The sequence below is a fragment of the Mesorhizobium sp. WSM4983 genome (genome assembly GCF_029625765.1).
Taxonomy (GTDB): domain Bacteria; phylum Pseudomonadota; class Alphaproteobacteria; order Rhizobiales; family Rhizobiaceae; genus Mesorhizobium.
This window is the reverse complement of sequence record NZ_JARTVM010000017.1, coordinates 33,887-45,987: the sequence shown is the minus strand read 5'-3', so window position 1 is coordinate 45,987 and position 12,101 is coordinate 33,887. Positions and strand designations below refer to the sequence as shown.

Annotated in this window: 14 protein-coding genes and 1 pseudogene; all 15 read left to right on the top strand. The window is 65.4% G+C overall.

Going from position 1 to position 12,101, the window contains the following annotated elements; translation table 11 throughout:
• The coding region (locus tag P9254_RS28095; protein WP_278103913.1) for a FliI/YscN family ATPase at window positions 1-1,127 on the top strand (1,127 nt) is incomplete at its 5' end.
• Complete coding sequence (locus P9254_RS28090; RefSeq protein WP_095800436.1) at window positions 1,108-1,767, top strand: hypothetical protein; 660 nt, start codon at window positions 1,108-1,110, stop codon at window positions 1,765-1,767. The genes P9254_RS28095 and P9254_RS28090, both read left to right, overlap by 20 nt.
• A gap of 89 nt (window positions 1,768-1,856) precedes the next feature.
• On the top strand, window positions 1,857-2,237 hold the full coding sequence (gene flgB / locus P9254_RS28085; RefSeq protein ID WP_095800437.1) for a flagellar basal body rod protein FlgB: 381 nt from the start codon (window positions 1,857-1,859) through the stop codon (window positions 2,235-2,237).
• Window positions 2,238-2,239: 2 nt separating this feature from the next.
• Complete coding sequence (gene flgC, locus P9254_RS28080; RefSeq protein WP_067326083.1) at window positions 2,240-2,656, top strand: flagellar basal body rod protein FlgC; 417 nt, start codon at window positions 2,240-2,242, stop codon at window positions 2,654-2,656.
• Window positions 2,656-2,985, top strand: a complete 330-nt coding sequence (locus P9254_RS28075) for a flagellar hook-basal body complex protein FliE (RefSeq protein WP_095800438.1) — start codon at window positions 2,656-2,658, stop codon at window positions 2,983-2,985. Before flgC ends, P9254_RS28075 begins: the two co-directional genes overlap by 1 nt.
• 9 nt (window positions 2,986-2,994) lie before the next feature.
• Entirely contained in the window at window positions 2,995-3,783 is a 789-nt protein-coding gene (gene flgG, locus P9254_RS28070) for a flagellar basal-body rod protein FlgG (RefSeq protein ID WP_067002397.1), read from the top strand.
• A gap of 6 nt (window positions 3,784-3,789) precedes the next feature.
• Window positions 3,790-4,332: a flagellar basal body P-ring formation chaperone FlgA gene (flgA, locus tag P9254_RS28065; RefSeq protein ID WP_095800439.1), complete on the top strand. Its 543-nt coding sequence runs from the start codon at window positions 3,790-3,792 to the stop codon at window positions 4,330-4,332.
• A complete protein-coding gene (locus tag P9254_RS28060; RefSeq protein ID WP_278054673.1) occupies window positions 4,329-5,570 on the top strand; it encodes a flagellar basal body P-ring protein FlgI in 1,242 nt (413 codons plus the stop codon). Before flgA ends, P9254_RS28060 begins: the two co-directional genes overlap by 4 nt.
• Window positions 5,571-5,632: 62 nt before the next feature.
• Window positions 5,633-6,166, top strand: coding sequence for a MotE family protein (locus P9254_RS28055; protein WP_278054675.1), 534 nt, complete (start codon window positions 5,633-5,635; stop codon window positions 6,164-6,166).
• Window positions 6,163-6,867 (top strand): flagellar basal body L-ring protein FlgH, encoded by a 705-nt coding sequence (gene flgH / locus P9254_RS28050; RefSeq protein ID WP_278054677.1) that lies wholly within the window; start codon window positions 6,163-6,165, stop codon window positions 6,865-6,867. The genes P9254_RS28055 and flgH overlap by 4 nt, the downstream gene beginning before the upstream one ends.
• 17 nt (window positions 6,868-6,884) lie before the next feature.
• Window positions 6,885-7,379 carry a flagellar basal body-associated FliL family protein gene (locus tag P9254_RS28045; protein WP_095800441.1) on the top strand — a complete coding sequence of 165 codons (495 nt, stop codon included), beginning with the start codon at window positions 6,885-6,887 and terminating at the stop codon, window positions 7,377-7,379.
• On the top strand, window positions 7,376-8,107 hold the full coding sequence (gene fliP / locus P9254_RS28040; RefSeq protein ID WP_095777164.1) for a flagellar type III secretion system pore protein FliP: 732 nt from the start codon (window positions 7,376-7,378) through the stop codon (window positions 8,105-8,107). The genes P9254_RS28045 and fliP overlap by 4 nt, the downstream gene beginning before the upstream one ends.
• Before the next feature lie 228 nt (window positions 8,108-8,335).
• Complete coding sequence (locus P9254_RS28035; protein ID WP_067002410.1) at window positions 8,336-9,220, top strand: flagellin N-terminal helical domain-containing protein; 885 nt, start codon at window positions 8,336-8,338, stop codon at window positions 9,218-9,220.
• A 281-nt stretch (window positions 9,221-9,501) separates the two neighbouring features.
• On the top strand, window positions 9,502-10,386 hold the full coding sequence (locus P9254_RS28030; RefSeq protein WP_067002412.1) for a flagellin N-terminal helical domain-containing protein: 885 nt from the start codon (window positions 9,502-9,504) through the stop codon (window positions 10,384-10,386).
• A 186-nt stretch (window positions 10,387-10,572) separates the two neighbouring features.
• Window positions 10,573-12,101, top strand: a pseudogene (gene fliF / locus P9254_RS28025) (flagellar basal-body MS-ring/collar protein FliF); the annotation flags it as partial.

The following is a 12,101-nucleotide window of genomic DNA, read 5'->3' as shown; positions in this document are numbered from 1 at the left end:
CCCCCCCCCCCCCCCCCCCCCCCCCCCCCCCCGACACCGTTTTCCGGCGCGGCCCACTCGCGGTCGCGCCGGATGTTTCCTGGCGCGGGCGCGCCATCGACGCTTTGACTCGCGTCATCGACGGCGGCCCGCCGCTGGTCAGGCCGAATGCCGCCGGCAGCGCCGACACATTGACGCCCGGCGCCATGTCGCGGCAGCGGGTCGACACCGGCTTTCTGACCGGAGTGCGGGTGATCGACATCTTCACGCCGCTCTGCTTCGGCCAGCGGCTCGGCATCTTCGCCGGCTCCGGCGTCGGCAAGTCGACGCTGCTTGCCATGCTCGCCGGCGCCGAGGCCTTCGACACGGTGGTCGTGGCGCTGATCGGCGAGCGCGGCCGCGAGGTGCGCGAATTCCTCGAGGACACCATCGGCGCCGACAGCATGGCCAAGACCGTCGCGGTCGTCGCCACCAGCGACGAGAGCGCCATGATGCGCCGGCGCGCGCCCGACACAGCCATGCGCGTGGCCGAGCATTTCCGCGACCAGGGCCATCGCGTGCTCCTGGTGCTGGATTCGATCACCCGCTTTGCCCATGCGCTGCGTGAGGTGGCGACCGGCACCGGGGAGCCCCCGGTCGCGCGCGGCTACCCGGCATCGGTCTTCACCGATCTGCCCAAGCTGCTCGAGCGCGCCGGACCAGGCGCCGAGGGCAAAGGCTCGATCACCGCCATCATCTCGGTGCTGGTCGACGGCGACGACCACAACGATCCGGTGGCCGATTCGGTGCGCGGCATCCTCGATGGCCACGTCGTGCTCGACCGCGCGATCGCCGAGCAGGGACGCTACCCGCCGGTCAATCCGCTGTCGTCGATCTCACGTCTCGCCGACAAGGCCTGGAGCGCGGAGCAGCGCATGCTGGTGACAAGGCTGAAAGCGATGATCGCGCGCTTCGAGGACACGCGCGACATCCGTCTGCTCGGCGCCTATCAGGGCGGCGCCGACGCCGAGCTCGACATCGCCGTGCGCCAGGTGCCGCTGATCTACGAGGCGCTCACGCAGTCGCCGAGGGATCGCGCATCGGCCGATCCGTTCACCGATCTCGCCCGCCATCTCAAGGGGAAGCAGAATGGCGATCAAGGAGACTGACCTGCAACAGACCGAGCGCATGCTGCGTGAGATGATTGACGAGGCCAAGGCCGCCGAGGAGGCCGACGCCAGCCGCGACTCGCTCATCAACGGCCTGTTCCCGAAAAAGGTGGAGTGGCCGCAGCCGCCGCCGGTCCAGTTCCCCCGCCTGGCCAACAGGAAAGCGGACCGGCGCAGCGATTTCGTCGTCGCAGCGCTCGGCATCACGCTCGGCCTGATCTGCGCGCTGTTTCCCTGGTATATCTTTTTCAACCAGGAGCAGTTCGGCGTTCAGACCATCAAGTTCGGCGGCAGCGGCAGCAATTCGGGACGCGACGGCGGCGGCGTCGCGGCCGAACGCAGCGGACCGCTGACGGCCAAGGACGTTCCCAACGCCGATATCGACCTGCTGGCCACCGGAACGGTGCAGGACGAACCCCCGCCGGCGCCTGGCGACCAGCCCTTCCCTGCGGCCGCGGCGGAATTCAGGATGGTGCATGTCGCCAATGGCCGCGCGATGATCGAGGACGACACCGGCCTGTGGATCGTCCAGCGCGGCTCCGTCCTGCCGGACTCCAGCCGCGTCGCCGCGATCGAGCAGCGCGGTGGCAAGTGGGTGATCATCACCGATGCCAACAAGGTGATCCAGCTTTCCAGGTGATGGTCTCGTAACGGGCCGCGGGCTCGCTCCGCGCAAGGTCCGCGCAAGACTGGCGGCCTAGTCTTGTGCGTACTCGCCCGGAGAGTCCCATGGAACCCGTCAACCTCTTTGACCTCGCCACCCGGCAGTCGCAATGGCTGGCCGTGCGCCAGTCCGCGATCGCATCCAACATCGCCAATGCCAACACGCCGGGCTACACGGCAAACGACGTCGAACCGTTCGAAAAGGTCCTCGACCGGACTGCGGTGACGCTGGCGGCCACCCAGACCGGCCATTTGGGCGCCGAGGGGACCAATGCCGGCTTCAATCTCAAGCCGGAGGATGTCACGGGCTCGATAATGCCGTCGAAGAACACGGTGGTGCTCGAGGACGAGCTGATGAAGGCCGGCGAAGTGCGCCGCTCCTTCGAGCTCAACACGGCGATCGTCAAAGCCTTCCATTCGATGATGACGATGGTGGTGAAGAGCTGACCATGGACGCCCTGACCGCAGCCCTCAAAGTCGCGGCATCCGGCCTTGGCGCCCAGTCGGAGCGTCTGCGCGTGGTGTCGGAGAACCTCGCCAATGCGCAATCGACGGGCAACACGCCTGGCGCCGATCCCTATCGCCGCAAGACGATCAGCTTCCAGTCCGAGCTCGACCGGACGAGCGGTGGTTCGCTGGTCGAGGTGAGCTCGATCGCGCGCGACCCGTCGGACTTCCCGATCGAGTTCCAGCCCGGCAACGAGGCCGCCGACGCAAAAGGGTACGTGAAGATGCCCAACGTCAATGTGCTGGTCGAAATGGCCGACATGAGCGAGGCCAACCGCTCCTATGAGGCCAACCTGCAGGTCATCAAGCAGGCTCGCGATCTGATTTCCATGACCATCGACCTGATGAGGAACCAGTAATGATCGGCGGTATCGGGGCACTACAGTTCAAACCGGCAATCGACGGCACGGAGGCCGCCTCGCCGGGCCTGCTTCAGGGCGGTGTCGGCACCAAAGCAGGCGAAGGCGTCGGCAGCAGCTTTGCGGAGGCTCTCAGCCAGGCTGCGACCAAGACCGTCAACACGCTGCAGAACGCCGAGCAGATGTCGATCCAGGCGCTCAAAGGCGACGCCGACACCCGCCAAGTGGCCGATGCGGTGCTGAGCGCCCAGCAGGCCCTGCAGACGACGATCGCCATCCGCGACAAGGTCGTCTCGGCCTATCTCGAAATCAGCCGCATGAGTATCTAGGACCGCGTCATGAAAGCCCTTGCCATCGCCGCGACCGGCATGAACGCCCAGCAAACCAATCTGGAAGTCATCGCCAACAACATCGCCAACATCAACACCACCGGCTACAAGCGGGCGCGCGCCGAATTCTCCGACCTGCTCTACCAGGTCGATCGCACCCAAGGGGTGCCCAACCGCTCCAACACCTCGCTTGTGCCCGAGGGCGTTTCGATCGGCCTCGGCGTCAAGACGACGGCCGTGCGCAACGTCCATACACAGGGCGAGCTGACCAGCACGGGCAACAGCTTCGACCTGGCGCTGACCGGCCGCGGCTGGTTCCAGATCGAGGGCGCCGACGGCAGCACGCTCTACTCCCGCGCCGGTGCCTTCAACACCAATGCCACCGGGCAGCTGGTCACCGCCGACGGCGCCACCGTCATTCCGGCGATCACCGTGCCGACCGACGCGGTCGAGGTCATCGTCAACAAGACCGGCCAGGTCTTTGCCCGTATCGACGGCCAGACCGACCTTCAGCTTCTCGGCCAGCTTCAGATCGCCAACTTCGCCAATGAGGCGGGCCTGGCGCCGCTCGGCGACAATCTGTTCCAGGAGACGGCGGCCTCTGGCCCGGCCAATGTCGGCGTTCCAGGCGATCCGGGCTTTGCCACCATCGAGCAGGGCTATCTGGAGTCCTCCAACGTCGATCCGGTCAAGGAAATCACCGAGCTGATTTCGGCGCAGCGCGCCTATGAAATGAACTCGAAGGTCATCCAGGCCGCCGACGACATGGCCTCGGTGGTCTCAAAGAACATCAGGTAACCGACGATGGCCATGCCGGCTTCCTGCCCTGCTTTTCGTCGCGCCGTGCTGGCCCTTGCGCTGGTGGTCGTCGGCGTGCCGGCGCTTGCGCAAGAGACGGGCCCATCTCCCTTGCGATCCGGGGAGTCGGCCAACCAGCTCGCCGCCAATCAAGCGGTCGGCGAAGCCGTGCTGATCCCCAACCGGGTCATCTATCCCGGCGAGACGATCGAACTTGCGGCGCTGAAGCAGGTGACGCTTGTCCCGGGCAAGCACAAGCCGGACGGAATGGCGACGCGCTCCGAGGAACTTCAGGGCAAGGTCGCCAAGCGCACCCTCGTGCCCGGCCGCTACATTCCGGCGGCCGCGATCCGCGATGCCTGGCTGGTCGAGCAGGGTGCCTCGGTGCAGATCTATTTCACCGCCGGAGCGCTGACCATCTCGGCCGCCGGCGTCACGCTGCAGCCGGGCGCCGCCGGCGACCTCATCAAAATTCGCAATGTCGACAGCGGCAAGATCATTTCCGGCACAGTAATGGCCGACGGCACGATTCGGGTCGGCGCATCGTGAGGCGCGTCTTTGCCCTTCTGCTGAGCGCCGCGATCGGTCTTCAGCCCGCATTGGCCGATGGGCTCACGTCCAAGGCCAAGCGCGAACTTGCGCAAAAAAATGGCGGCGTCTACGACGACCCGGAATACGATCCGGCCACCACCACCCGCATGTTCCGCGTCTCGACGGGACCGAGCACGCTGCCGCCCGGCCAGGTCGCCGCGCGCATCAAGGACATTGCCCAGCTGCAGAGCGCGCGCGACAACCAGCTCGTCGGCTACGGCCTGGTCATCGGCCTGGCGGGAACCGGCGACAGCCTGCGCAACTCGCCGTTCACCGAACAGTCGATCCGCGCCATGCTGGAGAACCTCGGCATCGCCACCGAAGGTGGCAGCGCGCGCGCCAAGAATGTCGCCGCCGTCATCGTCACCGCCAACATGCCGCCCTTCGTCCAGTCGGGCGCGCGCATCGACATCGACGTCTCCTCGATGGGAGATGCCACCTCGCTTGCCGGCGGCACGCTGGTGATGACGCCGCTCAAGGCCGCGGACGGCGAGATCTACGCCGTCGGCCAAGGCTCGGTGATCGTGGGCGGTTTCACCGCGCAGGGCCAGGCCGAGCAACTGACGCAAGGCGTGCCCACCGCCGGCCGCGTGCCGAACGGCGCCATCGTCGAGCGCTCGGTGCCCGCCGAGTTCGACGACCAGGGCGTGCTGACGCTGCAATTGCGCAATCCCGATTTCTCAACCGCCATCCGCATCGCGGACGCCATCAACGACTACACCTCGCAGCGCTTCGGCATGCGGGTTGCGGCCGAGCGCGATGCCCGCACCGTGCAGATCAGACGGCCGAAGAACGTATCGGCCGCGCGCTTCTATTCCGAGATCGAAAACCTGGTCGTCGAGTCGGATGCGCCTGCCCGCGTCGTCATCGACGAGCGCACCGGCACCATCGTCATCGGCAACAACGTCAAGATCTCGCGCGTCGCCATCAGCCACGGCACTCTCACCGTGCGCATCACCGAGGCGCCGAAAGTGGTTCAGCCGGAGCCCTTCTCCAAGGGCGAGACGGCGGTCGAGCCCTTCACCGCCATCGAGGCCTCGCGACCCGACGCCCGCGTCGCCGTGCTCGACGGCCCCGACCTTGAAACGCTCGTTTCCGGTCTCAACCGTCTCGGCGTGAAGCCCGATGGCATCATCGCCATCCTGCAAGGCATCAAGTCGGCCGGCGCCCTGCAGGCCGACCTGGTTCTCCAATAGGCATGCCGATGATCGAGCTCTTCTCCTCAAACCCGCATCGTCGCCCGAGACTTCATACGACCATGAAGCTGATAGCCGCTGTCGCGATCGCTGCGCTTATGGGCGGCACTCCGGGTCGCGCGGAAGAAGTCCGCCAGGTGCTGCCCGGCGGACAGGCCCCGGCCCAGCCGGCTGAGCTCGCGCGCGGGAAGGCGCCGGACGAGAGCGAGATCCAGCGCTTCTGCTCCAACATCGCCGATGCGGCTCGCGACCGCCGCTACGCGTTGCAGGCCGAGGAGCTGAAGCAGCTCCAGGCAGGCATCGACGAGCGCATGAAAGCGCTGGAGACAAAACGTTCCGAGTACGAGCAGTGGCTGAAGCGACGCGAGGTATTCCTGGCGCGCGCCGAAGAGAGCGTCGTCAAGATCTATGCCGGCATGAAGCCAGACGCCGCAGCCGAGCGCCTGGCAATGGTCAACACCGAGCTCGCTGCGGCCATCCTGATGAAGCTCGATGCGCGCAGGGCCGGCGTCATCCTCAACGAAATGGACCAGAAGGCGGCGGCGACGCTCACCGGCATCATGGCCAGCGCGGCGCGAAGGGTTGATCCGTCATGAAGTTGCAATTGCTCGTCCTTGTCGCGGTCGCGGCACTGTCCGGCTGCGGCACCGACCTCAAGGAAGTCGGCCGGGAGCCTGCGCTCTCGCCGGTCGGCTCCGGCATCGGCAATGGCGGCGCTGCCCCCTACTCCTATCCGGAGCCGCCGGCGAGACCCGTCAAGAAATTCTCGCTTTGGGATGATCGCCAGAGCAGGCTTTTCACCGATCCGCGGGCGCTGCGCGAGGGCGATATCCTGACCGTCAACATCAAGCTCAACGACAAGGCCAATTTCAAGAACAAGAACGACCGCAGCCGCACCGCCGCGCGCAAGCTCGGCTACGACGTGACGCTCGGTTGGGACGGCAAGAGCACCAGCGGCAAGGGCGATGCCGGCTTGAGCTCCAGCACCGAGACCAACGCCGACGGCGAGATCAATCGCTCGGAGAATCTCGAGCTCAATGTCGCCGCCGTCGTCACCGAAGTGCTGCCCAACGGCAATCTGATGATCAGGGGCTCGCAGGAAGTGCGCGTCAATTACGAACTTCGGGTCCTCACCATCGCTGGCATGGTGCGTCCCTCCGATATCGGCGCCGAAAACACCATCCCCTACGAGCGCATCGCCGAGGCACGTATCTCCTATGGCGGACGCGGCCGCGTGAGCGAGGTCCAGCAGCCGGCCTACGGTCAGCAGATCCTCGACCAGGTTCTTCCTTTCTAGGCGGGGAGATCGCTGTCGTGGCAAACGTCGAGCAGGCTCAGTCCAAGAAGGGACCTTCCCTTGTGGTCCAGCTCGCCATGCTCTTGGCCATGACGGGCGCGGCCGTCGGCATGGGCTGGTTCTCGGGCGGCTATCTCAAGCAGGGAGAAGCCCCGGCGCCTGTTCCTGCCGCACCTGAGAACGCCGGCAACCCGGAGAAGTCGGCCGAAGTGGGCAAACAGATCGCCGGACCGACGGTGGTCCAACTGGCGCCGATCACCACCAATCTCGCCGCCCCCAGCGAAGTCTGGATAAGGCTGGAGGCATCGGTGCTCTACGACGCGCCGCAGCCGCAGGACATGACCGAGCAGATCCATCAGGACCTGCTGGCGTTCGTGCGCACGCTGAAGATGCATCAGATCGAAGGCGCCAGCGGCTACCAGCATCTCAAGGCCGATCTCGACGAGCGTGCGGCGCTGCGCAGCGGCGGCCACGTCAAACAGGTTCTCATCAGGACGATGCTGCTCGAATGAGAAAGTTCCTCATCGCCACGGCGCTCATCGTCGTCACCACCTCTGTCGCCGCGGCCCAGCAGCTCGATCTCGGCGGCATAGGCAAGGCCGACGGCACCACGGTCGGTTATCTCATCCAGATGTTCGGGCTGCTCACCGTGCTTTCGGTGGCGCCGGGCCTGCTGATCATGGTGACGAGCTTCACCCGCTTCGTCATCGCCTTCTCGATTCTGCGCGCCGGCATCGGCCTGCAGTCGACGCCGGCCAACCTGATCCTGATCTCGCTGTCGCTGTTCATGACCTTCTATGTCATGGCGCCGACCTTCGACCAGGCTTGGAACACCGGCGTCAAGCCGCTGATGGACAACCAGATCACCCAGGCCGAGGCCTTCGAGAAGATCTCGGATCCGTTCCGCAGCTTCATGCTGCACAATGTGCGCGACAAGGATTTCGATCTTTTTGCCGATCTCGCCCGCGAGCGCGGCCAGACTGTCTCGCGCGACACCGTGGACCTGCGCATTCTGGTGCCCGCCTTCATGATCTCGGAAATCAGGCGCGGCTTCGAGATCGGTTTTCTGATCGTGCTGCCGTTCCTGGTGATCGATCTCATCGTCGCCACCGTGACCATGGCGATGGGCATGATGATGCTGCCGCCGACGGTGGTTTCCCTGCCGTTCAAGATCCTGTTTTTCGTGCTGATCGACGGCTGGAACCTTCTGGTCGGCAGCCTGGTGCGATCCTTTACCTGACCGCCCCGCCGGGCTCGAGGACGACACTTAAGGCTTCGCCTGCTAAAGCCCGCGCGAATTATTTTGGATTAACCGTCCAGTTTAGCCGTTTGGTAGGAAGTTGCCCGCATAGTCCGCTCCAGATGGCGGGTGATCGGGTCTCAGCGATCATTGGCATGATGCCGCACCGTCATACCGGACAAGCCGGTATGTCAAAAAAATCCGTGTAAAAACCAAGGTACGAGTATCATGTCCAGTATCATGACCAATTCCGCTGCGCTGACCGCGCTGCAGAGCTTGAACAACACCAACAAGCAGCTCGAGACCACCCAGTCCCGCATTTCGACCGGTTACCGTGTCGCCACCGCCAGCGACAACGCCGCTTACTGGTCGATCGCCACCTCGATGAAGTCGGACAACAAGGCGCTCTCGGCCGTTCAGGACTCGCTCGGCCTCGGCGCCGGCAAGGTCGACACCGCCTACACCGCCATCAACGACGTCAAGGATCAGGTGGACCTGATCAAGACCAAGCTGGTTACCGCCCGCGGCGCCAGCCAGGAAGACCAGCAGAAGATCGCGACCGAAATCAAGGCCATCCAGGATCAGATCAAGTCGTCGGTCACCAACGCCAACTTCGCCGGCTCGAACCTGCTGCAGAACGACGGCACGGCTGCTTCCGATCTGAACATCGTTGCTTCGTACAACCGCACCGGCTCGACCGTCACCATCGACACCATCAAGGTGGCCTCTGCCGACACGCAGGTCCTCGACACGGCGGGCACCGGCGGCATCGTCGGCGGTCTGCTTGCGACGACCTTCTTCGATCCGAGCTCCGCCGCCGTCGCCGACACCGCTATCGACACCGCGCTCGGCACCGTTGAAACGGCGCTCGGCAAGCTGTCCACCGGCGCCGCCTCGCTCGGTGCCGCAAAGTCGCGCATCGATACCCAGCAGAGCTTCCTGTCGAACCTGTCGGACTCGATCGACAAGGGCGTCGGCGCTCTGGTCGACGCCGACATGAACAAGGAATCGACCCGCCTGCAGGCCCTCCAGGTGCAGCAGCAGCTCGGCATCCAGGCGCTGTCGATCGCCAACGGCAACTCGCAGCAGATCCTGTCGCTCTTCCGCGGCTGATCGCCCAGCGAACTTCAGGCATCTTTGTCGGGCCGCGCCACCCGCGCGGCCCGATTTTCATTTTTGATGCTGCTGCCCCTCCGAGGCGCGCCTCTTCCCTCGAGAAATATTACCGCACCGCGGTTTCAAGGCTGGCTTTTAACGCGCCGTTAACTGTGACGCGCTAGCTATGGTTAACCAATCGCTATGACGGGCCGACCGACGGTCGACAGGCATGACCGCCCCCGCCAGAGAGTTGACCGGCATGCGCGAGGCATGCCTGCTTTGAGAAGGGGTGTATCTTGGCAAGCATCATGACCAACGCCGCCGCGCTCACCGCGCTGCAGAGCCTCAACGCCACCAACAAGGCGCTTGAGACGACGCAGGGCCGCATCTCGACCGGCTACCGTGTCGCCACCGCTTCCGACAACGCCGCCTACTGGTCGATCGCCACCTCGATGCGGTCCGACAACAAGGCGCTCTCGGCCGTCCAGGACGCGCTCGGCCTCGGCGCCGGCAAGGTCGACACAGCTTACACCGCCATCACCGACATCAAGGACCAGGTCGACGCGATCAAGGCCAAGCTGGTCACCGCGCGTGGCGCCAGTCAGGACAACCAGCAGAAGATCGCGACCGAAATCAAGGCCATCCAGGACCAGATCAGGTCGTCGGTCACCAATGCCAGCTATGCCGGTTCGAACCTGCTGCAGAATGACGGAACGGCCGCCTCGGACCTGCATGTCGTGGCTTCGTACAACCGCACCGGCACGACCGTCTCCATCGACACCATCGACGTGGCAGCGACCGACACGCAGGTTCTTGACACCGCCGGCACGGGCGGCATCGTCGGCGGGCTGCTTGCGACGACCTTCTTCGATCCGAGTGCCGCGGCCGTTTCCGACACCGCCGTCGACACCGCGCTCGACAGCGTTGAAACCGCGCTTGCCAAGCTCTCCACCGGCGCTGCCTACCTTGGCGCCGCCAAGTCGCGCATCGACACCCAGCAGAGCTTCCTGTCGAACCTGTCCGATTCGATCGACAAAGGCGTCGGTGCCCTCGTCGATGCCGACATGAACAAGGAATCGACCCGCCTGCAGGCGCTCCAGGTGCAACAGCAGCTCGGCATCCAGGCGCTGTCGATCGCCAACGGCAACTCGCAGTCGATCCTGGCCTTGTTCAAGAGCTGATATTTCCGCTGAGCCAACCCCTCCATCGCAAGGCCGTGTCTCGGGCGCGGCCTTTTTCTTGCGCGTCGGACCGCTGCCGCCGGGCCGTTCGGGCCTCGATAGCCCCTGGCCGCATGCGCTATCATCCTCGCACAAGCTTCGCGGTCTAGTCTTCCGGCGGAAAGTCATGCTGGGAGCGGTTGAATCGTGCCGGAACAGATCCAGAGCCTCATCGCGAACCTCCGCGGCTTCGGCGTCAGGCGTCTCGCTCTCATGGGCGGCATCGCCGCGCTGGTCATGGCCGTCATCGGCGTCGGCTCGGTCTATCTCAACCGTCCGGCCTACGAGACGCTCTATGTCGGGCTCGACCGCAGCGACGTGAACCAGATCGGCCTGGTGCTGGGCGAGGCCGGCATCGGCTTCGATGTCGGCGCCGACGGAACATCGGTGCTGGTGCCGGCCGGCACCACCGCGCAGGCGCGCATGCTGCTGGCCGAAAAGGGCCTGCCGACCAGCGCCAACGCCGGCTACGAGCTGTTCGACAATGTCGGCTCGCTCGGCCTCACCTCGTTCATGCAGCAGATCACCCGCGTGCGTGCGCTGGAAGGCGAGATCGCGCGCACCATCCAGTCGATCGCCGGCGTCAAGGCGGCGCGCGTACACATCGTCATGTCCGAGCGCGCCAATTTCCGCCGCGACGAGCAGCAGCCCTCGGCCTCGGTGGTCATCCGCTATGCCGGCGTCGATGCCGAGAAGAGCGCCCAGTCGATCCGCCACCTCGTCGCCGCAGCGGTTCCCGGCCTGTCGGCCGACAAGGTGACCGTGCTCGATTCCAACGGCAATCTGCTCGCAGCCGGCGACGACACTTCCAACACAAGTGCTGCCCGCACGCTCGGCGTCGAGCAGACGGTCGAGGCGCAGATCGGTGACAACATCCGCCGCGCGCTGACGCCCTATCTCGGCCCCGACAATTTTCGCGCCAGCGTCAAGGCCGACGTCAATACCGACACCCGTCAGACCGAAGAAACGATCTTCGATCCCGAATCCCGCGTCGAGCGTTCGGTGCAGTCGGTGCGCACCAACGAGGCCAGCAACCAGAAGCAGGCCTCGAACCCGACCAGCGTCGAGCAGAACCTGCCCGAGACGCAGACGACCACGACTGAAGGGCCGCAGTCCTCCTCGCAGAACGACCGCAAGGAGGAGATCACCAACTACGAGATCAACTCCAAGAAGATCGCCACCGTTTCCAATGGCTACTCGGTGACCAAGATGTCGATCGCCGTCGTCGTCAACCAGGATCGGCTGAAGACCATCCTCGGCAAGGACGCCACCCCCGAGCAGATTGCCAAGCGCGTCGCCGATATCCAGAAGATGGTGGCCTCCGCCACTGGCTTTGAGGAGAAGCGCGGCGACGTCATCGATGTCTCGGCGGTCGAGTTCATCGACGGGCTGGACGGTGAGCCGATCGACCAGCCGGGCATCCTCGCCTCGATCGGCACATACACCGGCACGCTGATCAATGCCGGCGCCTTTATCGTCGTCGTGTTCCTGGTCGCCTTCTTCGGCCTGCGGCCGATGGCGGCCGCGCTGACGGCGTCGGCCAAGCCCGCGGCCCTCGCCGGCCCGAGCTTCGACGATGTCCAGCGCTCGCTGCCGACCCCAGACGCGCCGGTGGCCGCAATCGCAGCCGACACGGCCGTCGGCGCGCTGCCGGGGGCCCCGGCCGGCGCCCCCCC

Excerpts from the sequence above, each read along its gene's own strand:
- flgA (WP_095800439.1), top strand. The coding sequence starts at position 3,790 with ATGGCCATGCCGGCTTCCTGCCCTGCTTTTCGTCGCGCCGTGCTGGCC.
- flgC (WP_067326083.1), top strand. The coding sequence starts at position 2,240 with ATGGACGCCCTGACCGCAGCCCTCAAAGTCGCGGCATCCGGCCTTGGC.
- flgG (WP_067002397.1), top strand. The coding sequence starts at position 2,995 with ATGAAAGCCCTTGCCATCGCCGCGACCGGCATGAACGCCCAGCAAACC.
- P9254_RS28055 (WP_278054675.1), top strand. The coding sequence starts at position 5,633 with ATGAAGCTGATAGCCGCTGTCGCGATCGCTGCGCTTATGGGCGGCACT.
- P9254_RS28075 (WP_095800438.1), top strand. The coding sequence starts at position 2,656 with ATGATCGGCGGTATCGGGGCACTACAGTTCAAACCGGCAATCGACGGC.
- flgB (WP_095800437.1), top strand. The coding sequence starts at position 1,857 with ATGGAACCCGTCAACCTCTTTGACCTCGCCACCCGGCAGTCGCAATGG.
- fliP (WP_095777164.1), top strand. The coding sequence starts at position 7,376 with ATGAGAAAGTTCCTCATCGCCACGGCGCTCATCGTCGTCACCACCTCT.
- P9254_RS28090 (WP_095800436.1), top strand. The coding sequence starts at position 1,108 with ATGGCGATCAAGGAGACTGACCTGCAACAGACCGAGCGCATGCTGCGT.
- flgH (WP_278054677.1), top strand. The coding sequence starts at position 6,163 with ATGAAGTTGCAATTGCTCGTCCTTGTCGCGGTCGCGGCACTGTCCGGC.
- P9254_RS28035 (WP_067002410.1), top strand. The coding sequence starts at position 8,336 with ATGTCCAGTATCATGACCAATTCCGCTGCGCTGACCGCGCTGCAGAGC.